Source organism: Micromonospora sp. NPDC023966, from assembly GCF_040639095.1.
GTDB lineage: Bacteria > Actinomycetota > Actinomycetes > Mycobacteriales > Micromonosporaceae > Micromonospora.
Genome location: NZ_JBEZZJ010000043.1, coordinates 1 through 24,749, shown reverse-complemented (window position 1 = coordinate 24,749; position 24,749 = coordinate 1). Strand labels below are relative to the sequence as shown.

Below are 24,749 nucleotides of genomic sequence, written 5' to 3'. Positions count from 1 at the left end.
GATCATATCGAACCCGGGTCGCCATGGCGGCCCGGAACGGCGGAACCGGCCGCCGGACGAAGGTTCGACGGCCGGTTCCGGGCCGGTGTTCGGCTCAGCTGGTGAAGGTGATCTTGTCCCGGCGGCGACGCAGCGCCATCAGGAGGACACCGCCGCCGATCAGGGCGAGGCCGGTGAGCGAGATGCTGGTGACGGCCACGCCGGTGAGCGGCAGGCCGCCCTCGGTGCCGCTGCCACCGCCCGCGCCGCCGCTGACCGAGATGCCCGGCGCCGGGGTGCCCGACGGGTTCTCGGACGGGTTCTCCGAGCCGCCCGGCGTCGGGGTCGGCGTCTCCTCACCCGGGGTGGATGTGGTCGGCGGCGTGGTCGGGGACGACTCGCAAGGCTTCAGCCAGAAGACCTTGTGCTTGTCGTCGAACGCCTTGCCGTCGGTCAGGTCCACGTCGAGCTTGATGTGGTAGCCCTGCTGCTCATTGAGCGTCAGCCCGGTGAGGTCGAGGTCGTTCGCGGAGAGCTTGATGACCTCGTCGTGGTCGTTCTCCGCGCCGGAGGCCGGGTCGTCGCTGATCAGCACGTTGCTCTTCGACCAGACGATCTTGTCTTTCGGGGTGGCTGACGGCGGCTGCGCCCAGAGCGTGATGTTCGCCTTCTGGTCCTGGTCGAAGTTGAAGAACTCCAGCTCGAAGTCGCAGGTGACGTGCGGCTGGTTGTCGACCTTGTCCGAGAAGGGCGCTCCGTCGATCTTGACGGTGCCGTTGTCGCCCGGCGGGTTGTGCGGGTTGCCGGTGGCCCAGGCCGGGGTGGCCAGCCCGAGGATGGCCGTGGCGGCGGCTGCGGTGAGGGCCGCGCGCGCCACGTGCCGACGCTGTGGCATGAGGAATCCTCCGAGATCGGGAGAGGGGACGGCACATCATGCCATGTCGGCACCCGTCCGGCGACATCGGACGAACGGCCTGAGCTGCGACGATGTGCCGCGCGAAGATCGAAGTCGATGCCACTTCCTGCGCGTGTCGGCGTAACGCGGAAGAGGGCTACGGCGCTGCGCACGTTCCGGGCCCGCCGACGGCCCGTCTTCCCAAACCGGTGACGTCGAGATTACATTGTCGACTATCCATGGGAGCGCTCCCGCGCCTCCGCGGTCCACCCCACCACCACAGCCGTCGGCAGCCCGGACCTCCCGAGGCCGTCCCCCTCCGGTCCGGCTGCCGCCCGGCGCCACCCACAGGAGCTCGCCATGCCCCGTCCGACCCCGCCACCTCGTGGCCGGTCCCGGCTCCGCCGGCTGCTCGCCGCCGGCGCCGCGCTGGCCGCCGGCCTGGCCACGGCCGTCGCCGTCATACCGTCCACGCCGGCCGCCGCCGCGCCCGCGTTCAACTACGGCGCGGTCTCTGCCAGCACCGGCGCGCGGACCGGGAGCGCCCTGGCCGCGCCCGCCTTCAATTACGCGGAGGCGTTGCAGAAGTCATTGTTCTTCTACGAGGCGCAGCAGTCCGGGAAGAAACCCGCCTGGAACCGGGTCTCCTGGCGGGGCGACTCGGCGCTCACCGACGGCGCGGACGTCGGCCTCGACCTCACCGGCGGCTGGTACGACGCCGGCGACCACGTGAAGTTCGGCTTCCCGATGGCGTTCAGCGCCACGATGCTGGCCTGGGGCGCGGTCGAGTACCGGGAGGGCTACGTCGCCTCCGGCCAGCTCCCGCACCTGCTGAACAACCTGCGCTGGGTCAACGACTGGTTCGTCAAGGCGCACCCCGCGCCGAACGTCCTCTACGGACAGGTCGGCAAGGGCGACGACGACCACAAGTGGTGGGGACCGGCCGAGGTGCTGCCGATGGCGCGGCCCGCGTACAAGATCGATGCGAGCTGTGGCGGCGCGGACCTGGCGGGGGAGACGGCGGCCGCGATGGCCGCCTCGTCGATCGTCTTCCGCCCGACCGACGCCGCCTACGCCGACAAGCTGCTCGGCCACGCGAAGCAGCTCTACACCTTCGCCGACACGGTGCGGAAGAGCTACCACGAGTGCATCACTGACGCGACCAGCTTCTACCGGTCCTGGAGCGGCTACCAGGACGAGCTGGTCTGGGGCGCGGTCTGGCTGTACCGCGCCACCGGCGACGCCGCGTACCTGACCAAGGCGGAGAGCGAGTACGACAAGCTCGGCACCGAGCCGCAGTCCACCACCCGCTCCTACAAGTGGACGATCGCCTGGGACAACAAGCAGTTCGGCACGTATGTGCTGCTGGCCAACCTGACCGGCAAGCAGAAGTACGTCGACGACGCCAACCGCTGGCTCGACTACTGGACCGTCGGGGTCAACGGACAGCGGGTGCCCTACTCGCCCGGCGGCATGGCCGTGCTCGACTCCTGGGGCGCCCTGCGCTACGCCGCCAACACCGCCTTCGCCGCACTCGTCTACAGCGACCGGACGAGTGACGCCACCCGCAAGGCGCGCTACCACGACTTCGCCGTCCGGCAGATCAACTACGCGCTCGGCGACAACCCACGCAACTCCAGCTACGTGATCGGCTTCGGGACGAACTCGCCGAAGAACCCGCACCACCGCACCGCGCACGGCTCCTGGTGGGACAGCCAGACCGTGCCCACCGAGACCCGGCACGTGCTCTACGGCGCGCTGGTCGGCGGCCCGTCCTCGGCCAACGACGCCTACACCGACAGCCGTTCGGACTACGTCATGAACGAGGTCGCCACCGACTACAACGCCGGCTTCACCTCCGCCCTGGCCCGGCTGGCCTCCGAGTACGGCGGCAGCCCGCTCGCCGGCTTCCCCATCGCGGAGACGCCCGACCTGGACGAGTTGACCGTCGAGACCACGGTGATGCAGGCCGAAACCCGGGCCACCGGGCTCAAGGCGATCATCTACAACAAGTCCGCCTTCCCGGCCCGAGCGCTGACCACCGCGAAGTTCCGCTACTACTTCCGCCCCGACGGCACCGGCCCGGTGCAGGTCACTCCCGGCTACACCCAGGGCTGCCCGTCACCCACCACGGCCAAGCAGCTCTCCGGCGACATCTGGTACGTCGAGGTCGACTGCACCGGCTGGACCATCGCGCCCGCCGGGCAGTCGCAGCACCGGATGGAGGTGCAGTTCAAGGTCGGCGTGCCGGAGGGCGGCACCTGGGACCCCACCAACGACCCCTCCTACCAGGCCACCGCCGGTCCCAACCGGAAGGTGCCGCTCTACGCCGGCGGGACGCGGGTCTGGGGCGAGGAACCCGGACCGGCCACCCCGGACACCACCGCGCCCACCGTGCCCGGCACCCCGGTCGCCTCGGCCGTCACGGCCACCGGCCTCACCCTGACCTGGCCCGCCTCCACCGACACCGGCGGGAGCGGCCTGGCCGGCTACGAGGTCACCCGGGCACAGACCGGCAGCGACGCGCTCGTGCTGGTCGAGGCCCCGACCAACACCCTCGCGGTGACCGGGCTGCTGCCCGAGCGGACGTACCAGTTCACGGTGCGCGCCCGCGACGGCGCCGGCAACCGGTCGGCGGCCTCACCGGCCCTGACGGTGACCACCCCGGCCGCCCCCGCAGCGGACACCACCCCGCCCACCGCCCCGGGCACGCCCACCGCCTCGGCCCTCGGCCCGACCGGCCTCACCCTCGCCTGGGGCCCGGCCACCGACAACGTGGGCGTCACCGGCTATCGGGTCTACCGGTCCGGGAACATCCTCGTCGGGTCGACCACCGGGACCACGCTGGCGGTCACCGGGCTGACCGCCGCCACCGCGTACACCTTCACCGTGGTCGCGGTGGACGCGGCCGGCAACGTCTCGGCGGCCTCGCCGTCGCTCACCGTCACCACCGCGGACCCGCCGACCGGCGGCGGCTGCGCGGTGATCTGGACGGCCAGCACCTGGGACACCGGGTTCACCGCGAACATCACCATCACCAACACCGGGACCAGCGCGATCAACGGCTGGACGCTCGCCTTCACCTTCCCGAGCAGCGGGCAGAAGGTGGGCCAGGGCTGGTCGGCGAACCTCACCCAGACCGGCACGGCGGTGACCGCGACGAACGTGTCCTACAACGGCACCCTGGCGGCGGGGGCGTCGACCAGCTTCGGCTTCAACGGCACCCACACCGGCACCAACCCGAAACCCACCACCTTCACCCTCAACGGCTCCCCCTGCACCGTCTCGTAGCGGTTGTTCGCGCGATCTTGGACAGTTGCCGTTCATCCCGAACGGCAACTGTCCAAGATTCACTTCGGCGGATGCCAGCCGGCGGCGCGGAGGGCGCGGCGAAGGGTCTCGGCGACCTCCTCGGGGTGGGTGCGGACCAACCAGGCGGGGAAGCGGAGGATCCGGTCGCCGCTGGTCCAGATGTCGTTCTGCCGTCGCATGTCGTCGGCCCAGTGCCGGACGTCCATGTGGTGCGCCCCGTCGACCTCGACGTGCAACCGCCACTCCCGCCAGTACGCGTCCAGCCAACGGACCCGGCCGGTCTGATCCGTGCGGCGTTTCTGCAGGTCCGGGCGGGGCAGCCCATGCCGCCGGCACAGCGCCAGGAAGTCCAGCTCCGACAGCGCCTGGGCGCCGCCCGCGATGTCCGCCGCCGTCTGCCGGACCAGGTCGCGGCGTCGCGCCCGAGGCAGCACCGTCAGCACGGCCTCGATCTCCTCCGGAAGCACCCGGCGCTGCTGGCAGGCGGACGCCAGGACGAGCTGGGCCTCCCGCGTGCTCCGCGCCCAGCTCGCGCCATCGACCACCGCCCGTGCCGTCGTGGTCCGGGGCGGCCGGGCGCGCTGGAGGTGCGCCTCGGGCAGCACGGTGGTGCGGTGCGCCACGACCCCGGGCATGTCGATCGGGAGCCGGCGCGGCAGCGTCCTCACCCGCCGCTCCGCCGGTACCAGCACGTGCAGCGGCTCTGGTGGCAGGCCACGGACACCGGCCTCGGCCGCGGCGGTCACCCCGGCCAGCACGGCGCGCGGTCCAGCGGCCTGGCCGGTCGTCAGCACCCCCGCCTGCTCGAACGCCAGCCACTCCAACGTCCCCGCCTCGTCGGCGGGCAGCACCCTCACCACCCGCCCGAGTCTCCGCCCGACGATGCGGCTCCGCCGTCCCGTCCACAGATCTTGGACACTTACCGTCCGCGTCGAACGGTAAGTGTCCAAGATCTGGGGGAACCTGAGGGCGTGTTGGTGACGGTGGGGCACGGGGCCGCGGATCGGGAGCAGTTGGGGGACCTGCTGGCCGGTGCCGGGGTGGCGCTCGTCGTGGACGTGCGCCGCTATCCGGCGAGCCGGACCAACCCGGACGTCCGGCGTGAAGCGCTCGAACGCTGGCTGCCCGAGCGGGGAATCGACTACCGCTGGGAGCCTCGCCTGGGCGGCCGCCGGCACGTCCGCGCCGGGGAACCGGAGCCGGACACCTGGTGGACCGTGGCCGCCTTCCGGGCGTACGCCGCGTACACCCGCACGCCGGACTTCGACACGGCGCTGGACGACCTGCTCGCCGACGCCGACCGCCGGACGACCGCGGTGATGTGTAGCGAGAGCGTCTGGTGGCGCTGCCACCGGCGGTTGATCGCCGACGTGGCGGTGCTCGGTCGCGGGGTGCCGGTGGCGCATCTCATGCCCGACGGCCGGCTCACCCCGCACCGCCCCGCCGAGGGCGCCCGCCGCCTCCCCGACGGCCACCTGCTCTGGGACGGCTGACCGCCCCGAACTCGGTGGCCGAGCCACGGATCACGCCGCTAGCCTGCCCGCATGCCGGAGCTGACCACCCCGACCGCCCGCCTGCACCGGTCCTGGCTGGCCGCCCGGGACGACTGGGGGCGGGGCGTCCACCAGGACGGCAGCGGCCTGAAGCCGAGCGACGACGTCGACTCGCCGGAAGGCTTCGCCACCTGGGTACGCCAGCTCAACGACGCCGCGGACGAGTCGCGTCTGCCGGCCGGGCTGGTCCCGGCGCTCTACTGGTGGATCGTCGAGGGCGACGTGGTGCTGGGCGCCGTCACCCTGCGGCTGCGCCTCAACGACTTCCTGATGCAGGCCGGCGGCCACATCGGCTACGGGGTGCGGCCCGCGGCCCGCCGGCGCGGGCTGGCGACCTTCGCGCTCGGCGAGGCGCTCGCCGAGGCGGCCCGCCGGGGCATCGACCCCGTCCTGGTCACCTGCGACGTCGACAACACCGCGTCGGCGCGGACCATCGAGCGGCACGGCGGCGTGCTGGAAGACGTGCGGGACACCGAGCTGGGCCGTCTCCGGCGCTACTGGATCCGGACCCGCTGAGCGGGGGCGATCGCGGCCGGCTCAGTCGCGCATGTCCTCGGCGAGCAGGTCCATGAGCAGGGCGTCGTGCCAGCGGCCGTCCGCGCCCCGCTCGTAGCGGCGCATGATGCCGACCGGCCGGAACCCAACCTTCGCGTACGCCCGGATGGCCGCGGTGTTCGCCGCCGCCGGGTCGATGGTGAAGCGGTGGTGGCCGTACTCGTCCGCCAGGTGCCGGGCCAGGGTGCGGATGGCGTCCCCGCCGAGGCCGGCGCCCCGGGCCTCCGGGTCGAGGAAGATGTCCAGGCTGGCGTGGCGGTAGTCGGGGTCGGTCTCGGCGTACCACTGGATCGCGCCGACCAGCTTTCCGTCGTGCTCGATCACGTAGACGGTCAGGTCGTCGTCGGCCAGGTCGGCGCGGACCGCCTCGTCGAGGTCGTCGTCGCCGCGCCACCAGCGGCGTACCTCAGGGGTGGCCCGGATCGCCGCGAGCGCCGGCACGTCGGCGTCGGTCGCCGGCCGCAACGTCACCGCCCGCCCCCGCAGCATGTCAGCCCCGAATCTCGCCGTGCTCGACGCAGACCGCCGACCAGCCGGTCGGCACGACCTGCACCTTCATCCGCCGCCGGCAGTGCGCACACCAGCGTGGCGGCTCCAGCGCCCGGGCCGCCGCGCACGCCTGGTGCGGGCCCCCCGCCACCGACCCGCCGCAGCGGTCGCACCAGCGCGGCAGCGCGGCGCTGGCGGGCGTCGCGGGCTCGACAAGCTCGGTCACGTCGTCCTCACAGGGTGGCGGAGAGCGCCTTCACCGGCATCTTCAGGTCGTCCAGCAGCTTCAGGTCGTCGGTCGCCGGCCGGCCCAGCGTGGTCAGGTAGTTGCCCACGATGACCGCGTTGATCCCGCCGAGCAGGCCGTCCCGGGTGCCCAGGTCGCCGAGGGTGAGCTCCCGGCCGCCCGCGTACCGGAGGATGGTGCGCGGCATGGCCAGCCGGAACGCGGCGATGGCCCGCAGGGCATCCTTGCCCTCGACCACCGGGCGGTCGGCCAGCGGGGTGCCCGGGCGGGGGTTGAGAAAGTTCAGCGGCACCTCGTGCGGGTCCAGCTCGGCGAGCTGCGCGGCGAACTCGGCGCGCTGCTCCACCGTCTCGCCCAGGCCGAGGATGCCGCCGCAGCAGACCTCCATGCCGGACTCGCGGACCATCTTCAAGGTCTCCCAGCGCTCCTCGAAGGAGTGCGTGGTGACCACGTTCGGGAAGTAGGAGCGGCAGGTCTCCAGGTTGTGGTTGTAGCGGTGCACGCCCATCTCGACCAGCTCGTCGACCTGCTCCTGGGTGAGCATGCCGAGCGAGGCGGCGACCTGGATGTCGACCTCCGCCTTGATGGCGGCCACGCCCTCGCGCATCTGCTTCATGAGCCGGGCGTCCGGGCCGCGCACGGCGGCCACGATGCAGAACTCGGTCGCCCCGGTCGCCGCGGTCTGCTTTGCCGCCTCGACCAGCGCCGGGATGTCCAGCCAGACCGAGCGGACCGGCGAGGTGAACAGGCCGGACTGGGAGCAGAAGTGGCAGTCCTCCGGGCAGCCGCCGGTCTTCAGCGAGACGATGCCCTCGACCTCGACCTCCGGGCCGCACCAGCGCATCCGCACCTCGTGGGCGAGCTGGAGGGCGGCGGGCAGGTGCTCGTCGGGCAGGTTCAGCACGGCGAGGACGCCGGCCTCGTCGAGGCCGACGCCGTTCTCCAGCACCTGGGTGCGGGCCTGGTCGAGGATCTCTGGCATGGCTCGTACCCTACAAGGCCCCTCGGAGGCCGGGAAACGGCCGCGTCGGGGCCCCGCGAGCAGGCCCGGCGAGCCGGACGGCGCCACGCCGGGGCCGTCCGGCCGGGTGGTAACTTCGCCCCGCGGAAGCGCCCGGCAGGGGCGACGGGTCGGGGAAAGGGACGTGACGGTGGCGGACTGGCTGGCGGCCCTGGACCGCCGCGCCGAGCTGCGGGCCAAGGCGGGGCTCACCCGCACGCTGCACCCGCGCGACGCCGGCGACGCCGTGGTCGACCTGGCCGGCAACGACTACCTGGGCCTGGCCACCCACCCGGAGGTGACCGCCGCCGCCGGGCGGGCCCTGTCGGCGTACGGGCTGGGCGCGACCGGATCGCGGCTGGTGCGCGGCTCCACCGACCTGCACCACGCCCTCGAGGACGACCTGGCCGACTGGCTCGGCGCCGAACGGGCGCTGGTCTTCTCCTCCGGTTACCTGGCCAACCTCGCCGCGGTCCGGGGCCTGGTGCAGCCACGTACGCTGCTCGTCTCCGACGCCCACAACCACGCCTCGCTGATCGACGGCTGCCGGATCTCCGGCGCCGAGACGATCGTCACCCCGCACGCCGACGTGGCCGCGGTGGCCGCCGCGCTGGCCGCCGCCCCGGGCCGCCCCGCGGTGGTGGTGACCGAGTCGGTCTTCTCCGTCGACGGCGACCTCGCCCCGCTGGCCGCGCTGCACGCGGTGGCCCGCCGGCACGGCGCGCTGCTGCTGGTCGACGACGCGCACGCGCTCGGCGTCACCGGCCCGGCCGGGGCCGGCGGGGTGGCCGCGGCCGGGCTGGCCGGCGAGCCCGACGTGGTGGTGACCGCGACCCTGTCCAAGGCGCTCGGCGGGGCCGGCGGGGTGGTGGCCGGGCCGGCGGAGTTCGTCCGGCACCTGGTGGAGACCGGCCGCACCTTCATCTTCGACACGGCACCGCCGCCCGCGGTGGTGGCCGGGGTACGCGCCGCCGTCCGGCTGGCCCGGGCCGGCGACGGTCTGCGGGCCGAGCTGGCCGAGCGGGCCGCCCGCGCGGTGGCCCGGCTGGGCGGGGCGGGCCTGGAGGTCTCCGCCCCCGACGCGGCGGTGGTCTCGGTGACCGCCCCCGGTCCGGAGGCGGCGACCGCCTGGGCGGCCGACTGCCGGGACCGGGGCGTGGCGGTGGGTTGTTTCCGGCCGCCGTCCACCCCGGACAGCCGGTCCCGGCTCCGGCTGACCATCAGCGCCGGGGTCGACCGGGCCGGCTTCGAACGGGCACTGGACGTGATCGTGGAGTGTGCACCATGACGAACGGCAACGGCTGGACCGGGCCGGTGCTGGTGACCGGCACGGACACCGAGGTGGGCAAGACCGTGGTGACCGCGGCGATCGCCGCCGCCGCCCAGGCCGCCGGGCTGCGGGTCGCGGTCGTCAAGCCCGGCCAGACCGGTACGGCCACCGGCGACCCCGGCGACGTCGACTCGGTGACCCGGCTGGCCGCCCCGCTCACCGGCCGGACCCTGGCCAGCTACCCGGACCCGCTCGCCCCGCTCGCCGCGGCCCGGGTCGCCGAGCTGGAGCCGCTGGAGCTCTACACCGCGGTCGACGCCGTCCGCGAGGAGATCGACAAGCACGACCTGGTGCTCGTCGAGGGGGCCGGCGGGCTGCTCGTACCCATGGGGCTGCGCCCGTCGGGCGAGCCCTGGACGGTGGCCGACCTGGCGGTGTCGCTGGGCGCCCCCGCCGTGGTGGTGGCCCGCGCCGGGCTGGGCACGCTCAACCACACCGCCCTGACCCTGGAGGCCCTCGAACGGCGGGCCATCCCGGCCGGCGTGGTGATCGGCGCCTGGCCGGCCGAGCCGGAGCTGGTGCACTGGCTCAACCTGTCCGACCTGGTGCCGAACCTGCTGGGCGCGGTGCCGATGGGCGCCGGCGGGATGGACCCGGGGGTGTTTCGCCGGTCCGCCCCGGGCTGGCTCACCCCGGCCCTCTACGGCGTCCTCGACGACTGGCGCGCCTGGGCCGAGGAGAGCGGCTGAGCACCTGACTTTCGTCGGTGTCCGCACCCCGCCGGACGTCGGTAGCGTGGCCGCCGTGGAAGCGCGAACCCCGCCGCTCGGCCGGCGCCGGGGGGGTGACCTGCTGCTCTGGGCCGTGATCGCCGCCCCGGTGACGTACGCCGGGCTCACCCCGCCCTGGCCCGGCCACGCCGTGCCGCTGCTGGTCGCCTCGCTGGCGCTGCTCGGTCTCGCGGTGGCGCTCGGCCGCCGGTGGCCCCTCGCGGCGCTGCTGGCGGTGGTGGTCGGCTCGCTGGTCGACGGCAACTTCGTCTTCGCCATCCCGGTGTTCAGCTACCTGGCCGGGCGGCGCAGCGCCGGCGCCGGCCGGGTGGCCGCGGTCTTCGGCGCCATCGCGGTCGCCGGCACCGCGCTCAACCTCGGGCTGCTCGGCACCAACCCGGCCACCTGGTTCCTGCTCGCCTCGGTGCTGCTCTTCGCCGGGGTGTTCCCGTGGCTGCTCGGCCGGCTGCGCCGGCAGCAGCGGGCGCTCGCCGAGGCCGGGGCGCGGCACGCCGCGGCCGAGGAGCGGGAGCGGCGGGCCGCGGTGGAACGGGTACGGCTGCGCGAGCGGGCCCGGATCGCCCAGGACATGCACGACTCGCTGGGGCACGACCTGAGCCTCATTGCGCTGCGTGCCGCCGCCCTGGAACTGGCGGCCGATCTGCCACCCGCCCACCGGGCGGCGGCCGGCGAGCTGCGGGCCAGCGTGGCCGCCGCCACGGAGCGGCTGCACGACGTCATCGGCGTGCTGCGCGAGGAGCGGGCCGGCTCGCTGCGGCCGGCCGGCGAGACGGTGGCGGAGCTGGTCGACGGCGCCCGCGACGCCGGGCTGGCGGTCGCGCTGCGCGCCGACCCGGACGGCGCGGACCTGCCGCCGCTCGTCGCGCATGCCGTGCACCGGGTGGTCCGCGAGGCGCTGACCAACGCCGCCCGGTACGCCCCCGGCGCCCCGGTGACCGTCACCGTCGACCGGCGTGACGCGGAGGTGGCGGTGTCGGTGGTCAACGGGCCGGCTCCGGCCGGACCGCTGCCCGGGCCGGCGTCGCACGGCTCCGGCCTGCTCGCCCTGCGGGAGCGGGTCCGTCTCGCCGGGGGCGTCCTGGACGCCGGTCCCCGGGACGGGGGCTTCGCGGTGACCGCGCGCCTGCCGCTGACCGCCGCCCCGGCGCTCGTCCCGGCGGCCGTCGACGTCGGCCGGCCCGACGGCCTCGCCGTGCCGACCGCGGCCGGCCCCGACGTCGGTCGATCCGGCGGCGTGGGGGCGGGCCGATCCGGCGGCCGCGCCGGATCAGCCGGCGAGCCGGATGACGGCCTCCGGGATGACGGCCTCCGGGATGACGGCCTCCGGGATGACGGCGGGCCCGGCCGAGCGCCGGTCGACCGCCCGGGCGATGCGGAACGGCGGCTGCGGGAGGCCCGGCGGCGGGCCCGGCGCAGCCTGCTGGTGGCGTTCGGCGCCCCGGCCGGCCTCGCCCTGGTGCTCGCGCTGGTCTACTACCCGCTCGCCACGGCGGGCGCGGTCCTCGACCGGTCCGGCTACGAGCGGCTGCGGCTGGGCGAGCCGCGGGACGCCCTCGGGCTGCCCCGCCGGCAGGCCGACCCGCCGACCACGGCCGCCCCGGCGGGCTGCGAGTACTACACCGACGGGAACTTCCCGTTCGCCGAGCCGACCTGGCGGCTCTGCTTCGTCAACGGCCGGCTGGTCAGCAAGGAGAAGATCGCGTGGTGACCGACGAGCACGGGCGGCCCCTGCGGGTGGTGCTCGCCGACGACGAGGCGATGGTCCGCGCCGGGGTACGGGCAATCCTGGCCGCCGACCCGGGGATCGAGGTGGTCGGCGAGGCGGGCGACGGGCACGCGGCCGTGGAGCTGGTCCGGGCCCACCGGCCCCGGGTGGCGCTGCTGGACATCCGGATGCCCCGGCAGGACGGGCTGAGCGCGGCGGCGGAGATCCGGCGGCTGGTGCCGGAGACGGCCACGGTCATCCTCACCACGTTCGGCGACGACGACCTGATCGCCCGGGCGCTCGGTCACGGGGCGAGCGGGTTCCTGCTCAAGTCCGGCGACCCCCGGGAACTGCTGGCGGGCCTGCGGGCGGTGGCCGACGGCGGGGCGTACCTGTCGCCGCGGGTGGCGCGCCGGGTCATCGAGCTCAGCGGCGGCGGGCTGGCCCGCGGCCCGTACGCCCGGGACCGGCTGGCCGGGCTGACCGACCGGGAGCGGGAGGTGCTCGCCCTGGTCGGGGCGGGGCTGTCCAACGCCGAGATCGCCCGCCGGCTGCACCTCGTCGAGGGCACCGTGAAGAGCTACCTGACCAGCATCTTCACCCGGCTGGACGTGCGCAACCGGGTGCAGGCGGCGATCCTCGCGTACGAGGCGGGGCTGGTCCCGCCCACCGGCTGACCAGCCCCGCCCCGCTCAAGCGTCGCGGCGGCGCAGCGCCCAGCGGCCCAGCGCCAGCGCGGCGACGGCCCAGCCGGCGAGCACAAGCAGCCCGACCGCCGCCGGGTACGGCTCGGTGTCCCCGGCGAGGAAGTGGTTGCCGGCCACTCCCGGGAACGCGTCGGCGATCCGGGTGAGCACGGTGATACCCGGCTCCTGGAGTGACAGCGGCACGATCATCAGCAGCGCGAAGAGCACGGTCAGGGTGAGCACCGCGCCGCGCAGCGCCGCCGCCAGCCCCAGCGCCAGCACGCCCACCAGCGCGAGGTACGCGGCCGAGGCGACCACGTCACCCACGGTCCCGCCCAGCGGGGCGCGGCCCCACTCGCCGAGCACCGGCCGGGCGACCGCCGCGCCGACCGCGCCGACCAGCAGCCCGGACAGGAACGTCACCACGCCGACCACGACCGCCTTGGCCGCCAGCACCCGCCCCCGCGAGGGGGTGCAGCGCAGCGTCGTCCGGATCGTGCCCGTGGCGTACTCGCTGCTGATCGCGAAGAGGCCGAGGGCGAGCACGACGTACTGGGTGAGTTCCAGCGCGCCGGTGACCACCTCGCCGACCCCGACGATGCCGGGGTTGACGGTCGGGTCGTCGTCGGTGTTCGCGTTCACCGCGTAGATGGCGAGCTGGCCGGCGGCGGCCGCCATGGTCAGCACGGCGGCCAGCAGCGTCCACCAGGTGGACCGGACCGACCAGAGCTTGGTCCACTCGGCGGCCACCGCCCCGGCGAACGGGCCGTGGGTCGGGGCGGGCCGGGACGCCGGCCGGGTCGGGGTGACGGTGGGCAGCGCGGTCATCGGGTCTCGCCTCCGGTCGGGCCGGCCGCGTACTCCACGCTGCCGGCGGTCAGTTCCAGGAACGCCTCCTCCAGCGAGGCGGCCACCGGGGTCAGCTCGTGCAGCCGCACCCCCAGCTCGTACGCGAGGTCACCGACCCGGCCGGCGGTGACGCCGGTGACCGTCAACCCGCCCTCGTCGGAGGTGACCGTCGCTCCCTCGGCGGCCAGCCGCGCCCCCAGCGTCGCCAGGCCGGCCGGCTCCGGCCCGCGTACCCGGACCGAGCTGGCCGGGCGGCCGGCGATCAGCTCGGCGAGCGGCGCGTCGGCGACCAGCCGGCCCCGGCCGAGCACCACCACCCGGTCGGCGGTCTGCTGCATCTCGCTCATCAGGTGGCTGGAGATCAGCACGGTCCGCCCCTCGTCGGCGAGCCCCCGGGTGAACCGGCGGATCCACCGCACCCCGTCCGGGTCGAGCCCGTTGACCGGCTCGTCGAGCAGCAGCACCGGCGGGTCGCCGAGCAGCGCCCCGGCGATGCCGAGCCGCTGGCCCATGCCCAGCGACAGCGCCCGTCCGGGCTTGTCGGCGGCCCGCCCGTCCAGCCCGACCAGGTCGAGCACCTCGTCCACCCGGCGGGCCGGGATCCCGTTGCTGCGGGCCATCGCCCGCAGGTGCGCCCGGCCGGAGCGGGCCGGGTGCACGCCCGTGGCGTCGAGCAGCGCGCCGACCTCGTGGAGCGGGTACCGCAGCCGCCGGTAGGGCCGGCCGTTGACCAGGGCCTGCCCGGCGGTGGGCCGGTCCAGCCCCAGCACCATCCGCATGGTGGTGGACTTGCCCGCGCCGTTCGGGCCGAGGAAGCCGGTCACCTGCCCCGGTCCGATCTCGACGGTCAGGTCGTCGACCGCGGTGGCCGCCCCGAACCGTTTCGTCAACCCACGAAGTGTGATCATGCGCCGACGGTAGGGAGCGGAAGGGGCGGCGCGCCGCCACCGATGGGCAGCGGTCCGCCCTGACTTTCGTCAGGTCCGGCGGACCACGAACGCGTCGGGCATCCGGAAGGTGAGGTTGTCCGGGCACCACGGCGGCCGGACCACGGTCACCCCGTCGAGCAGCGGCGCGGCCTCGGCCACCACCACGGCCGCCTCCATCCGGGCCAGCTGGGCCCCGACGCACCGGTGCGGGCCGGCCCCGAAGGCCAGGTGCCGCCGGGAGCCGCGCTGCCCCGGCCGGAACTCGTCGGGCGCGGCCACCACCGCCGGGTCCCGGCCGGCCCGGGCCAGCCAGGCCACGATGCTGGTGCCCGCCGGCACGGCGGCCTCGCCCAGGGTGGTGTCCACGGCGGCCACCCGCCGCCAGGTGACGATCGGCGGCTCCAGCCGCAGCCCCTCCTCGACCACGTCGGCGACCGCGATCTCGCCCGCGTGCAGGCCGGCCCGCACCGCCGGCTCGCCGGCAAGCCGGTGCAGCAGCAGGGTGAGGAACTGCGAGGTGGTCTCCTGGCCGGCGACCAGCAGGAAGAAGAGCGCGCCGACCACCACGTCGGGGGAGTGCCCGGCGGCGCGCAGCCGGGCGGCCAGCCCGCCCCCGGTGGCGGCGAACGCCCGCAGCACGGTGTGGAACCGGCCGACCTCGGCGGCGAGGGCGAGCTGCCGGGCGGAGTCGAGCGGCGCCCAGAACAGTTCCAGGGCGGCCCGGGCGAAGTCCTTGACCGCGCCCACCGGGGCGTCCGGCAGCTCGACCAGCCGGGCCAGCACCAGCAGCGGCAGGTCGGCGGCGAGCCCCGCGTGGAGGTCGACCGGCTCGCCGGCGGCGAGGGCGGCGGCGAGCCGGGTCACGCGCTCCCGGACCAGGGCGGTCAGCCACGGCTGCTGGGCCGCCACCCGGTCCGGGTGCAGCGCGTCCGCGACGATCCCGCGGATCTCCGGGTGGCTGGCCGCCGCGTTGTTCGCCAGCGTCGGGGGCAGCCGGAACCGGTGCCCGGCGAGCACCCGCAGCGCGGCCACCGGGATCGGGGTCACCGCGTCGAGGGCGTTGTCCGGCCGGAACGTCTCCGGGTCGGTGAGCAGCCGCCGGACGAGCGCGTGCCGGGTCACCACCAGGTGCGGCACGCCGACGTGGTCGACCACGGTGGCCGCGTCGGGCCACGGACCGTCGACGGACTCCCCCCAGCCCTGGAACAGCACGGCGTCACGCTAGCGGGCGGCTCCCGGCGGAGCCGGGTCCAGCTCCCACACGGTGGTGTGCTTCACCCGTACGCTCTCCAGCGCCTCCGGCACCGGCACCTCGTACGCGGCCAGTTGGTGGAAGCGCTCGCGGGGCAGGAAGGCCCGGTCGGGGTCACCGACCAGCACCCGGGCCCCGGCCCGGGCGGCCCGGAGCAGGAAGCGCAGCATCCGGCGGGCCATCGCCTCGCTGTAGAAGACGTCGCCGGCCAGCACCACCTCGGCGTCCCCGGCGTCACCGTCCAGGATGTCGCCGAGTTCGGCGTCGACGCGTACCCCGTTGGCCTCGGCGTTGAGCGCGACGGCCGCGACGGCCCGCTCGTCGACCTCGACGGCCCGGACGGCGGCCGCGCCGCCCCGGGCGGCGGCGATGGCGACCAGGCCGGAGCCGGAGGCGAGGTCGAGCACCCGGCGGCCGGCGACCAGCTCCGGGTGGTCGGTGACGTAGCGGGCGAGGGCCTGGCCGCCGGCCCAGGCGAAGGCCCAGAACGGCGGGGGTTGGGCGCTGTGGAACTCGCCCTCGGTGAGCTCCCACAGACCGATCGGCTCGTCGGCCTGGTGCAGCAGCACCTCGGGGACGAAGGCGACCGGGGTGAGGCGGGCGTGCAGCCGGACGAAGGCCGCGGACAGGTCGGACACCGGGTGATTCTGTCGTACCCCGGAGGACCGCCGGCGGCCGATCCCGGGCGTGTCGGGGTGCGGGCGTGACCGGTTCACCACCGTCGGTGACAACGGGCCCCGATGTTGGCGGTTCGTGCGAACACGCCCGTCTACCGGGGGCCCGGTGGCGCTCCTAGCGTTCCGGGTGGACGCGGCCGACGGGAGGAGACGGTGGTGAGCGGGTGGCGGTACGCGCTGCGGATCGGGGTGGTGCTGACCTGTCTGGCGGGGGCCGGGCTCGGCGGTTCCGTGCCGGCCGGGGCGGCGGCCGCCTTCTCCACCGAGCTGAGCGGCCTGCCGGACGAGTTCAGCGCCGGCGATCGGGTGGAGACGCTCTCCGCCGTGGTGTCCCGGACCGACGGGGGCGGCTGCGTCAAGGTGCGCTGGTCGATGCTGCTGCGGGTGCAGGGCCTGCGGCTGGACCAGGTCAAGGTGGACCGGGTGGAGGACGGCGGCTCCTTCCCGCTGGAGATCCGGACCGACGGGGACACCGCCCGGCTGACCGACCGCGACCTGGACCCGGGCCTGCTCTGCCCGGACCGCACCGTCACGGCCCGCTACCGGGTGGCCTTCGCCGACGACGTGGCCCGGGGCCGGGTGAGCTTCGCCGCCGAGGCGTACGACCCGGAGTTGCGCCTGCTGGCCCGGCAGACGGCCGCCCGCCAGGTGGTGGGGGAGGAGCCGACGCCCGACCCGACCGAGGCGACGCCGGAGCCCACGCGGCCCAGCGCGGAGCCGACGGACCCGGCCACCGAGGAGCCGGTGGCGGACGACCCGTCGAGCGAGGCGGTGGTGGTCGAGCCGCCGCCCGGCGCGGCGAGCCGTCCGGCGTCGGCCTCGGGCGGCTTCGGCGTGGTCCAGGCCGCCTTCCTCCTCGGCGGGCTGCTGCTCTTCCTCGGCGCGGGGCTGCTGCTGCGGATGCGGCGCCTGCTGCGCCCGGTCCGAGAGGCCCCGGAGGACGCCGGGCTGGCGTTCGAGCGGCGACCGGCCCGTGGGCGGTGGCGGTAACGGCCGCCTCACGAAGCCCGTCAGTCCAGCTGGGCCGGCTCCAGGCCCAGCTCGCGGGCCGCGACGAGGCGGACCCACTCGGCGATCTGCCGGCGGGTGATCACCCGCTCGTGCACGGCGAGCTGCACCGCGAGGCCGTCCATCACCGCGCTGATCCGCCAGGCCGCGCCGGCCGGGTCGGGACATTCGAAGGTGCCCTCGGCCACCCCGTCGGCGATCACCGCGGCCAGGTCCCGCCGCCACCGCAGGTCCAGCCGGCGGGAGAGCTTCTCCAACTCCGGGGTACGCAGCGACTCCGCCCAGCCGTCGATCCACATCGACCAGGAGGTCGACCGGCCGGCCGGGGCGTAGAGGCGGAGCATCCGGCGCAGCTTGGTCAGTGGCGGGGCGGTGGAGCGGACCACCGTGTCGAGCCGGTTCAGATCCTGCTCGACGGCGTACGCGAACGCCTGCGCGAGCAGCCGGTCCTTGGTGGCGAAGTGGTAGAAGACCAGGGCCTGGCTGACCCCGGCGGCCTCGGCCACGTCGGCCGTGCGGGTGTTGGCGAGTCCCCGTTCCGCGATCACCTCACAGGCCGTGCGCAGCAGCGCGTCCAGGCGGATCTCGGCGGCACGTCTCGTCACGCCCGTTACGGTAACCCATCGGAGTGACCACGGGGAGTTACCGAAAGCGGCCGGTTGACCGCGTGACAGTCGGATCCCGGACAGTGCTCGGCGGCACGTATCCGCAGGTCGGCAGCCTGCGCCGCGCCTTGAAAGCTTCCCGCCCAGGCTCCTAGGAAGCTCCGGGCGGAGCAGACTCCGTCACCCGGACGCGCCCGGAAAGGGGGCCCGAGTTGGCAACCGTTCCCGGGCTCGGCTAAAGTTCTCATCCGTCACCGGATAACACCGGGGGCACGCGGACGTAGCGCAGCTGGTAGCGCATCACCTTGCCAAGGTGAGGGTCGCGGGTTCGAATCCCGTCGTCCGCTCGGAGATGCCGCCACGCATGTCGGGGGCAACCTCGGTGGAGTGGCCGAGAGGCGAGGCAACGGCCTGCAAAGCCGTGTACACGGGTTCAAATCCCGTCTCCACCTCGGCAATTTGGCGAGGGCGATTGGCGCAGTGGGAGCGCGCTTCCTTGACACGGAAGAGGTCACTGGTTCAAACCCAGTATCGCCCACCAGCGAAAAGGTCGTGTCGATCATTCGATACGACCTTTTCTGTTGCCCCCGTCACGCCGACGCGCCCAGCAGCGCCTCGGCCACGGCGGTCCGGCTGCTCAGCAGCGACCGCCCCTGCCGGTGGGTTACCACCAGGCCGGCCGCCCGCAGTGCGGTGAGGTGCTGCGAGACCCCGGCCGGGGACAGCCCGGTGCGCCGGGCCAGCTCGGTGGTCGACCGCGGCGCGTCCAGGGCCGCGAGCAGCCGCGCCCGGCCCCGCCCGAGCACCGCGCCCAACGCGTCCGGGGCCTCCGCCGGGCACTCCCAGAGCCCGCCGACCCCGCGGGCCGGGTAGGCCAGCTGCGGGACGTCGCCGGCCGCGACGCTGAGCACCGACGGCCAGACGAAGACCGAGGGCACCAGCACCAGGCCGCTGCCGTCCGGCACGTCCGGGGCGTCGCAGTGGCGCTGGCTGATCAGCAGGGCGTCGCCCTCCCAGCGGACCCGCTCGTGCAGGTCGTTGAGGAGCCCGGCCGCGCCGTCCTCGGCCAGCCGCCGGGCCCGGTGGAACACCTCGGCGTCGAGCACCGCCCGGATCCGGGGCCAGTCGCGGGCCACGGCCAGCCGCCAGTACGTCGAGATCTCCTCGGCGAGCCGGCCCAGCCCGGCCGCCGGGTCGGCGTACAGGGCGGCCACCGCCGCCGGCCGCGGGCCGGGACAGAGGTCGAGTTGGGCGCGGACCGTGTCGGCCGGGGTGGCGCACAACACGGCCAGCTCCTGGTCCAGGTCCGGGGCCAGGCCGGCCGGCGGCGGGGTGAGGAAGTCGGCCAGATAGCCCGGCGCGGGCGGCACGAGCTGCCCGAGCAGGCCGAGCAGGCCGGCGTCCGGGTCGAGCAGGCCCGCCTCGGCCAGCCGCGGCCGGACCCGGTTGGCCCAGGGCAGGTGGATCGCGTGCCGGCCCGGGTCGCGGAGCACCCGGACGCCGGCCATCACCTCCCAGAGGCAGGAGAGCGCGAAGCGGACCCGCGCCACGCCGCCCGCCGAGAGCCCGATCGCGACCACGCCGCCCCCTTCGTTTCAGCCAGGACTGAAACATTACGGCTGCCGGCGCCTCCGCCGGAGACTGGCCGGGTGAACGAACATCACACCCGAGCCCTGCACTTCCGTTCCCTGCACGTCGCCGGCGAGCCGCTGGTCCTGGTCAACGCCTGGGACGCGGCGAGCGCCCGGATCGTCGCCGCGGCCGGCGCCCGCGCGGTCGCCACCACCAGCGCGGGCATCGCATGGAGCCGCGGCGTCCCGGACGGCGACGCGCTCGGCCGCGAGACCGCCGTCGACGTCGTCCGCCGCGTCGCCGCCGCGGTGCCGCTGCCGGTCACCGCCGACATCGAGTCCGGGTACGGCGACACCGCCGACGAGGTCGGCGAAACCGTCGCCGCCGTGCTCGCGGCCGGTGCCGTCGGGGTGAACGTCGAGGACGCCCGGCACGCCGAGGGCGAGCCGCTGCGCCCGGTCGAGGAGCAGTGCGCCCGGCTGGCCGCCGTCCGCTCCGCCGCGGACCGGGCCGGAATCCCGCGGTTCGTCAACGCGCGCATCGACACCTTCCTGCGCGGAGTCGGCGGGATCGAGGAGACGGTGGCGCGGGCCGGGGCGTACCTGGCCGCCGGGGCGGACGGGATCTTCGTGCCCGGGGTGGTCGACCCGGACACCGTGGCGGCCCTTGCCGCCGCCATCCCGGCTCCGCTGAACGTGCTGGTCGGCCCGGGGGCCCCGGCGGTGGCGGCGCTGGCGAAGCTCGGGGTGGCCCGGGTCAGCCTCGGCTCCTCGGTCGCCGAGGCCGCGTACGCTGTGGCCCGGCGGGCCGCCGAGGAGGCGTTCACCGCCGGGACGTACGGGGCGCTGGCCGACGCGCTCGACTACGGCACGCTGAACGAACTGATGCGCGGCTGACCGGGTACGCGAACGGGGGCGCCGCCGGCGCCCCCGTTCACCCGCGGCCGCGAACCGATCAGCTCCGTCGGCCCGGGCGGGCTCGGGTCACAGCGGCGGGGTGACGTCCCGGCGCTCCTCGACCCGCCGGTACTCGACCGGCTCGGCGGTGGTGACCACCTCGCGGCGGCGGCCCCAGACCAGCGTCGTCATGATCAGGCCGAGTACGCCGGCCGCCATCAGGATCCAGCCGACGACGTCGAGGTTGACCCCGCCGATGCTGGCGTCCAGCGCGAAGGTGAGGATCGCGCCGACCGCGATCAGGAAAATGCTCGTTCCGATACCCACGACAGCCTCCTTCGGGGGGACGGTTGTGCTGTCGCAGCAGTCAGTACCCCGGCCCGGAGCAGCGCAATCACCGGGCTGTGGCGCCGGTCACCCCCTCGGTGCCCGGGCCCTGCCGGGGGCGATCTTGTCATCGGGTACAGTGGCACCCGTCGCCGACGCGAGCCGGTGACAATGCGGACGTAGCGCAGCTGGTAGCGCATCACCTTGCCAAGGTGAGGGTCGCGGGTTCGAATCCCGTCGTCCGCTCGCGATCCGCCCCTCGCGGGCCGACCGTCGCCGGTGCTTCGATCCGGCGAGCGCGCGGGCGATTGGCGCAGTGGGAGCGCGCTTCCTTGACACGGAAGAGGTCACTGGTTCAAACCCAGTATCGCCCACCAGCTCCGAGCAGCACGAAGGCTCGTCACCGCACGCGGTGGCGGGCCTTCTCCCTTGGGTAGCGCGGTGTGGCCGGCGACGGCCCGGCCTGGCAGGGTGGGCGCCGTGGCCGAGATCGCCGGGGACTTCGAGATCCATCTGACGGTGGCCGCGGCCGACGCGGACCGGGTGGCCGCCTTCGCCGAGCGGCACCGGCTGGGGTTCGTGCACATCCTGCTCGACCGGGGTTGGCAGCCCGGCCAGCCGATGCTGTCACTGCGGACCCGAGGGACCGAGGCCGAGGCGCGGGCCGTGGCCGGGAGCTGGGAGTTGCGGTTGGGTGCGGAGTCCATCCCGGTCACCCGGGTGAAGCTGGAGGCCGCGCCGTGGAACGCGGGCGTGCCCGAGCATGACGCCGACGCGGCCGGCGCGCCGGAGCGGTACTTCGAGCACCACGTCAAGCTCCTGCTGCCCGATGCGACCGGACCCCGGCTGGCCGCCGTCACCGAGGTGGCCGCCCGACACGGCGCCCGGCTGTCGCGCAACGCCCGCCGCCGCCGGCCCGACGGGCGGCAGGAACGCTTCGTCACGCAGCGCTGCCACCGAGTCGGCCGGTCGCGGGCGGCGCGTCGCCTGGACGCGCTCGTCACCGACCTGCGTGCCGCCGATTACGAGGTCGCCTCGATCGAGGCCGAGTACGTGGTGCACGACAGCTGCCTGCGCCTGGACGACGGCTGGCTCTGAGCCGCGGCGGGTCAGCCGAGCCAGGCGACCAGCTCCGGCATTCCGTGCAGCGCGGCGGCGAGCCGCTTCCGCCAGCCGGCTCGGAAGCGGTCGGGGCCGGCGGACCAGTCCACCCGCCAGGCGCGGACCGCGTCCGGATGCAGCAGGCCGGGCTCCGGCAGCCGGCACCGCAGCTCGGTCGCCAACCGGCCGGTCAGCCACGCCCCGTTCCGCTCGGCCAGCAGCACCGCGTCCACCAGGTCCTTGCCTTGGGCCGCGCCGTGGGTGTGAAGGTCCACGCAGAGCCACTGGAGCTTCCACAGCAGCGACAGCCGGGGCGAGGCCGCCCACACCGCCGACGGCGGGCCGCCGTCCTGGCGGGGCACGGCCGCCGGGCAGGGTGGCTCCGGCAGAGGCTCGTCGTAGGCGAAGTCAAGCTGGACCGTGCCGGTGCGACCGTCGGCGGCCCGCCAGGGCAGGTGCAGCCGCGCCCCACCGCCCACCGCGTCGTAGGCGTACCCCCAGGTGGTGTCCTCCGTGGCGGCGTCGGGCAGCAGGGTGACACCCCCGGCGGCCACCGGGTCGGCGCGGACCAGGTCGGTGACGAGCAGGTGCGGGCGGGATGGCGGCTCGACCTCCTCGGGCCGCAACCAGCGCAACCCCTCCGGGGGCAGCTTCGGCCGGCGCCCGCCGGTGTCGAACTCCTCGAACGTCCACATCTCGTTGCGTCCCGCGCCGTGCACGGCCTCGGCCCAGGTCTGCACCGGGTCGAGGCGGTCGAGGTACGGGTACCCCGCCTCGTCGGTGAGGATCGCCGACGGTGGGATCACGAAGTCGAGGTCGCCCGGCTCCCGGGCGTGCCCGGGAGCCCAGGCGAGCATCGCCATGCTGCCCCGCAGCACCAGCTCGTCGGCGCAGGGCGCGGCGGCGACCAGGGCGAGCACGTGGTCGAGCGCCGCGCGGTGGGACGGATCCCCGGTCACGCGTCGGCCGCCCGCGCCGCGACGGCCGTCGCCGGTACGGTGCGCTGAACCAGGATCACGGCGGCTCCGAGGGATGCGGACGGTGGTGGTCATCGTGTCATCGACGGCCGACATCCGGTGGACCGTGCCGCCGGTCGCCCGGGGCCGGCGGTCCACCGGGTCGCCGCCACTGGCCACATCGGTCGCCCGGCCGCACGGAGGACCTGGTACGGATCCGCCCAACGGATTATGGAACCGCTGGCCGCCAGCGTGACAGGGTGGGGGCCCGTGGAGCTGGGAGGCGATCGTATGCGGTCAGTCAGGCAGGGACGATGGCGGCGCACAGCCGCCCGGCTGGGCGTGGCCGCCCTGCTCGTGGCGACGGGGGTGGCGCTGGGCGCCTCGCCCGCGCAGGCGACCGCCACCCGGACCGTCGCGTTCTGGAGCATGGACGAACCGGCCGGGTCGACCGTGCTCAAGGACAGCAGCGGCAACGGCCGCAACGGCGCCGTCGGGTCCGAGGTGGTCACCGGCGCCCTCTACGCCGGCGCCACCGGGCACCGGTTCGCCACCCACCTGCCCACCGACCAGGAGTACGTGCCGGGCCACGTGAACCTGGTGCCGCACAGCACCGACTTCAACCCGGACGCCGGGGACTTCTCGTTCACCATCCGCTATCGGACCACGCACTCCTTCGGCAACATCCTCCAGAAGGGACAGGGCACGGCCGTCGGCGGCTACTGGAAGTTCGAGGCCCCGGCCGGCAAGCCGAAGTGCCTGTTCCGCGGCGGCGACGGCGCCTCCCGGACCGGCTACACCGGCGTTTCCATCGCCGACGGGCAGTGGCACACCGTCACCTGCAACCGCACCGCCAGCTATGTCGAGATGTACGTCGACGGGGTGCGGACCAGCCGGCTGACCGGGCCGACCGGCACCATCGCGAACAGCTGGCAGCTCTCCATCGGCGGCAAGAGCCAGTGCGACGGCGTGAAGGTCACCTGCGACTACTTCGCCGGTGACATCGACTACGTGAAGATCCTGAAGGGATCGGGCGGCCCCGCCAACCAGCCGCCGGTGGCCCAGCTCGTGCCGTCCTGCTCCGGGCTGGTCTGCACCTTCTCCGGCGCCGGCTCCACCGACGCCGACGGCGCGATCCAGGACCACCGCTGGGCCTTCGGCGACGGGTCCACCACCGACACCGTCTCCGTGCCGACCACCTCGCACACGTACGCGGCGTCCGGCACCTACCCGGTCACCCTCACGGTCACTGACGATCGGGGCGCCACCGGCACCGCGACCGTCGACGTCACCGTCGCGCCGGTGCCCGAGCGGATCGCCTTCGTCGGCCAGGCCACCGGGAACACCAACTGGACCAGCCACACGGTGACCGTGCCGTCGACCGTCCAGCCGGGCGACACCCTGCTGCTTCTGCTCAGCCAGAACACCCACACCGGCACCGGCGAGCCCACCGGGGTCACCGGCTGGACCCGCCTCGACCGCCTCGACGGCGGCTTCGCCACGACCACCGCCTGGTGGAAGGTCGCCGGCGCCGGGGACGCCGGATCGGCGGTACGCGTCGCCCTCGACGGCCAGGCCAAGGGCAACCTCATGGTGGCCGCGTACCGGGGGGTCGCGCCGATCGCGCCAGTCTTCGCCCGGGCCACCGACCCGGCCAGCACCGCCACCCGGATCACCCCGTACGCGCCGGTGACCGCCGAGCAGAGCTGGGCCGTGTCGTACTGGATGCACGGGGACGGGTTGTCCACGGCGCTCACCCCGCCGGCCGGCGTCGAGGTGCGCAGCAACAGCTCCCAGACCGGCGGCGGGCGGGTGACCGCGCTCCTCGCCGACTCCGGCCGCAGCGTGCCGGCGGGCAGCTACGGCGGGCTGGCCGCGGTGGGCGCGGCGGCCAGCACGACCACCACGACCTGGACCCTCGTCCTTCGCCCGGCCTGACCCGAAGATGCCGCTGGCCGGCACCCCGTGTTCGGGGTGCCGGCCAGCGTTGTTTGCTTGTATCAGCTGTTCCAGTTGTGGGCGACGATGTCGGCGGCCTGCTGCTCCCACTGGGCGTAGGCGTCGGGGTAGGCCGAGACCTGCACGGTCTGGGCGG

Annotated in this window: 24 protein-coding genes and 5 tRNA genes; 16 read left to right on the top strand and 13 right to left on the bottom strand. The window is 74.9% G+C overall.

Annotated elements, in window-relative coordinates:
* Window positions 1-94: 94 nt before the first annotated feature.
* Complete coding sequence (locus AB0F68_RS31660) at window positions 95-874, bottom strand: LPXTG cell wall anchor domain-containing protein (protein WP_357344900.1); 780 nt, start codon at window positions 872-874, stop codon at window positions 95-97.
* Window positions 875-1,234: 360 nt separating this feature from the next.
* Between AB0F68_RS31660 and AB0F68_RS31655 the strand changes: the two genes are divergently transcribed.
* Complete coding sequence (locus tag AB0F68_RS31655) at window positions 1,235-4,165, top strand: glycoside hydrolase family 9 protein (protein WP_357344898.1); 2,931 nt, start codon at window positions 1,235-1,237, stop codon at window positions 4,163-4,165.
* 59 nt (window positions 4,166-4,224) lie between these two features.
* Here AB0F68_RS31655 and AB0F68_RS31650 read toward each other — a convergent pair whose 3' ends face one another.
* The gene (locus tag AB0F68_RS31650; protein ID WP_357344896.1) at window positions 4,225-5,046 is read right to left on the bottom strand and encodes a hypothetical protein; all 822 of its coding nucleotides are present in this window, start codon (window positions 5,044-5,046) and stop codon (window positions 4,225-4,227) included.
* A 111-nt stretch (window positions 5,047-5,157) separates the two neighbouring features.
* On the opposite strand from AB0F68_RS31650, the gene AB0F68_RS31645 reads away from it, so the two are divergent.
* Both AB0F68_RS31645 and AB0F68_RS31640 read left to right on the top strand, forming a co-directional pair.
* Window positions 5,158-5,679: a DUF488 domain-containing protein gene (locus AB0F68_RS31645; RefSeq protein ID WP_357344894.1), complete on the top strand. Its 522-nt coding sequence runs from the start codon at window positions 5,158-5,160 to the stop codon at window positions 5,677-5,679.
* Between the two features lie 51 nt (window positions 5,680-5,730).
* On the top strand, window positions 5,731-6,255 hold the full coding sequence (locus tag AB0F68_RS31640) for a GNAT family N-acetyltransferase (protein WP_357344892.1): 525 nt from the start codon (window positions 5,731-5,733) through the stop codon (window positions 6,253-6,255).
* A gap of 21 nt (window positions 6,256-6,276) precedes the next feature.
* Here the strand turns inward: AB0F68_RS31640 and AB0F68_RS31635 are convergent, their stop codons facing one another.
* The 3 genes from AB0F68_RS31635 to bioB are packed head-to-tail and all read right to left on the bottom strand — an operon-like array spanning window position 6,277 to window position 8,012.
* Entirely contained in the window at window positions 6,277-6,783 is a 507-nt protein-coding gene (locus AB0F68_RS31635; protein WP_357344890.1) for a GNAT family protein, read from the bottom strand.
* Between the two features lies 1 nt (window position 6,784).
* Entirely contained in the window at window positions 6,785-7,009 is a 225-nt protein-coding gene (locus AB0F68_RS31630; protein WP_357344888.1) for a hypothetical protein, read from the bottom strand.
* Window positions 7,010-7,016: 7 nt separating this feature from the next.
* The gene (gene bioB, locus AB0F68_RS31625; protein WP_355643452.1) at window positions 7,017-8,012 is read right to left on the bottom strand and encodes a biotin synthase BioB; all 996 of its coding nucleotides are present in this window, start codon (window positions 8,010-8,012) and stop codon (window positions 7,017-7,019) included.
* 169 nt (window positions 8,013-8,181) lie between these two features.
* On the opposite strand from bioB, the gene AB0F68_RS31620 reads away from it, so the two are divergent.
* From AB0F68_RS31620 to AB0F68_RS31605, 4 genes are read left to right on the top strand one after another with little or no spacing between them, the layout of a single operon-like run.
* On the top strand, window positions 8,182-9,318 hold the full coding sequence (locus tag AB0F68_RS31620) for an 8-amino-7-oxononanoate synthase (RefSeq protein ID WP_357344952.1): 1,137 nt from the start codon (window positions 8,182-8,184) through the stop codon (window positions 9,316-9,318).
* Complete coding sequence (gene bioD, locus AB0F68_RS31615; RefSeq protein ID WP_357344886.1) at window positions 9,315-10,049, top strand: dethiobiotin synthase; 735 nt, start codon at window positions 9,315-9,317, stop codon at window positions 10,047-10,049. The genes AB0F68_RS31620 and bioD overlap by 4 nt, the downstream gene beginning before the upstream one ends.
* 55 nt (window positions 10,050-10,104) lie before the next feature.
* Complete coding sequence (locus tag AB0F68_RS31610; protein ID WP_357344883.1) at window positions 10,105-11,799, top strand: histidine kinase; 1,695 nt, start codon at window positions 10,105-10,107, stop codon at window positions 11,797-11,799.
* Complete coding sequence (locus tag AB0F68_RS31605) at window positions 11,796-12,473, top strand: response regulator transcription factor (RefSeq protein WP_357344881.1); 678 nt, start codon at window positions 11,796-11,798, stop codon at window positions 12,471-12,473. Before AB0F68_RS31610 ends, AB0F68_RS31605 begins: the two co-directional genes overlap by 4 nt.
* Window positions 12,474-12,488: 15 nt before the next feature.
* Here the strand turns inward: AB0F68_RS31605 and AB0F68_RS31600 are convergent, their stop codons facing one another.
* The 4 genes from AB0F68_RS31600 to AB0F68_RS31585 form a co-directional block, all read right to left on the bottom strand.
* A complete protein-coding gene (locus AB0F68_RS31600) occupies window positions 12,489-13,310 on the bottom strand; it encodes an ABC transporter permease (protein ID WP_357344879.1) in 822 nt (273 codons plus the stop codon).
* A complete protein-coding gene (locus tag AB0F68_RS31595) occupies window positions 13,307-14,239 on the bottom strand; it encodes an ATP-binding cassette domain-containing protein (protein WP_357344877.1) in 933 nt (310 codons plus the stop codon). Before AB0F68_RS31595 ends, AB0F68_RS31600 begins: the two co-directional genes overlap by 4 nt.
* 69 nt (window positions 14,240-14,308) lie before the next feature.
* A complete protein-coding gene (locus AB0F68_RS31590; RefSeq protein ID WP_357344875.1) occupies window positions 14,309-15,472 on the bottom strand; it encodes a cytochrome P450 in 1,164 nt (387 codons plus the stop codon).
* Between the two features lie 9 nt (window positions 15,473-15,481).
* Window positions 15,482-16,150, bottom strand: a complete 669-nt coding sequence (locus AB0F68_RS31585; protein WP_357344873.1) for a 50S ribosomal protein L11 methyltransferase — start codon at window positions 16,148-16,150, stop codon at window positions 15,482-15,484.
* Between the two features lie 195 nt (window positions 16,151-16,345).
* Here AB0F68_RS31585 and AB0F68_RS31580 point away from each other — a divergent pair, with 195 nt between their 5' ends.
* Window positions 16,346-17,179, top strand: a complete 834-nt coding sequence (locus AB0F68_RS31580; protein ID WP_357344871.1) for a hypothetical protein — start codon at window positions 16,346-16,348, stop codon at window positions 17,177-17,179.
* 20 nt (window positions 17,180-17,199) lie between these two features.
* Here the strand turns inward: AB0F68_RS31580 and AB0F68_RS31575 are convergent, their stop codons facing one another.
* Window positions 17,200-17,802: a TetR/AcrR family transcriptional regulator gene (locus tag AB0F68_RS31575; protein WP_357344869.1), complete on the bottom strand. Its 603-nt coding sequence runs from the start codon at window positions 17,800-17,802 to the stop codon at window positions 17,200-17,202.
* Window positions 17,803-18,076: 274 nt separating this feature from the next.
* On the opposite strand from AB0F68_RS31575, the gene AB0F68_RS31570 reads away from it, so the two are divergent.
* The 3 genes from AB0F68_RS31570 (at window position 18,077) to AB0F68_RS31560 (ending at window position 18,343) form a co-directional block, all read left to right on the top strand.
* Window positions 18,077-18,149 (top strand) — tRNA-Gly (locus AB0F68_RS31570).
* Between the two features lie 34 nt (window positions 18,150-18,183).
* Window positions 18,184-18,254 (top strand) — tRNA-Cys (locus AB0F68_RS31565).
* Between the two features lie 14 nt (window positions 18,255-18,268).
* Window positions 18,269-18,343, top strand: a tRNA-Val gene (locus AB0F68_RS31560).
* A gap of 49 nt (window positions 18,344-18,392) precedes the next feature.
* Here the strand turns inward: AB0F68_RS31560 and AB0F68_RS31555 are convergent.
* Entirely contained in the window at window positions 18,393-19,382 is a 990-nt protein-coding gene (locus tag AB0F68_RS31555) for a helix-turn-helix domain-containing protein (protein ID WP_357344867.1), read from the bottom strand.
* A 69-nt stretch (window positions 19,383-19,451) separates the two neighbouring features.
* Here AB0F68_RS31555 and AB0F68_RS31550 point away from each other — a divergent pair, with 69 nt between their 5' ends.
* Entirely contained in the window at window positions 19,452-20,270 is an 819-nt protein-coding gene (locus AB0F68_RS31550; protein WP_357344865.1) for an isocitrate lyase/phosphoenolpyruvate mutase family protein, read from the top strand.
* An 87-nt stretch (window positions 20,271-20,357) separates the two neighbouring features.
* Here AB0F68_RS31550 and AB0F68_RS31545 read toward each other — a convergent pair whose 3' ends face one another.
* Window positions 20,358-20,597: a DUF6458 family protein gene (locus AB0F68_RS31545; protein ID WP_091311496.1), complete on the bottom strand. Its 240-nt coding sequence runs from the start codon at window positions 20,595-20,597 to the stop codon at window positions 20,358-20,360.
* A gap of 173 nt (window positions 20,598-20,770) precedes the next feature.
* Here AB0F68_RS31545 and AB0F68_RS31540 point away from each other — a divergent pair.
* The 3 genes from AB0F68_RS31540 to AB0F68_RS31530 all read left to right on the top strand — a co-directional run bounded on the left by AB0F68_RS31540 (window position 20,771) and on the right by AB0F68_RS31530 (window position 21,695).
* A tRNA-Gly gene (locus tag AB0F68_RS31540) sits at window positions 20,771-20,843 on the top strand.
* 56 nt (window positions 20,844-20,899) lie between these two features.
* Window positions 20,900-20,974: transfer RNA gene (locus AB0F68_RS31535), tRNA-Val, on the top strand.
* A gap of 103 nt (window positions 20,975-21,077) precedes the next feature.
* Complete coding sequence (locus AB0F68_RS31530) at window positions 21,078-21,695, top strand: hypothetical protein (protein ID WP_357344863.1); 618 nt, start codon at window positions 21,078-21,080, stop codon at window positions 21,693-21,695.
* Between the two features lie 11 nt (window positions 21,696-21,706).
* Here AB0F68_RS31530 and AB0F68_RS31525 read toward each other — a convergent pair whose 3' ends face one another.
* Window positions 21,707-22,657, bottom strand: coding sequence for a hypothetical protein (locus AB0F68_RS31525; protein ID WP_357344861.1), 951 nt, complete (start codon window positions 22,655-22,657; stop codon window positions 21,707-21,709).
* A 288-nt stretch (window positions 22,658-22,945) separates the two neighbouring features.
* On the opposite strand from AB0F68_RS31525, the gene AB0F68_RS31520 reads away from it, so the two are divergent.
* Window positions 22,946-24,592: a PKD domain-containing protein gene (locus AB0F68_RS31520; protein WP_357344859.1), complete on the top strand. Its 1,647-nt coding sequence runs from the start codon at window positions 22,946-22,948 to the stop codon at window positions 24,590-24,592.
* Window positions 24,593-24,749: the final 157 nt, after the last annotated feature.

What these genes read in the sequence shown, in the direction of transcription:
- AB0F68_RS31595 (WP_357344877.1), bottom strand. Translation starts at nt 14,239, where the DNA reads ATGATCACACTTCGTGGGTTGACGAAACGGTTCGGGGCGGCCACCGCG.
- bioD (WP_357344886.1), top strand. Translation starts at nt 9,315, where the DNA reads ATGACGAACGGCAACGGCTGGACCGGGCCGGTGCTGGTGACCGGCACG.
- bioB (WP_355643452.1), bottom strand. Translation starts at nt 8,012, where the DNA reads ATGCCAGAGATCCTCGACCAGGCCCGCACCCAGGTGCTGGAGAACGGC.
- AB0F68_RS31660 (WP_357344900.1), bottom strand. Translation starts at nt 874, where the DNA reads ATGCCACAGCGTCGGCACGTGGCGCGCGCGGCCCTCACCGCAGCCGCC.
- AB0F68_RS31600 (WP_357344879.1), bottom strand. Translation starts at nt 13,310, where the DNA reads ATGACCGCGCTGCCCACCGTCACCCCGACCCGGCCGGCGTCCCGGCCC.
- AB0F68_RS31635 (WP_357344890.1), bottom strand. Translation starts at nt 6,783, where the DNA reads ATGCTGCGGGGGCGGGCGGTGACGTTGCGGCCGGCGACCGACGCCGAC.
- AB0F68_RS31655 (WP_357344898.1), top strand. Translation starts at nt 1,235, where the DNA reads ATGCCCCGTCCGACCCCGCCACCTCGTGGCCGGTCCCGGCTCCGCCGG.
- AB0F68_RS31640 (WP_357344892.1), top strand. Translation starts at nt 5,731, where the DNA reads ATGCCGGAGCTGACCACCCCGACCGCCCGCCTGCACCGGTCCTGGCTG.
- AB0F68_RS31520 (WP_357344859.1), top strand. Translation starts at nt 22,946, where the DNA reads ATGCGGTCAGTCAGGCAGGGACGATGGCGGCGCACAGCCGCCCGGCTG.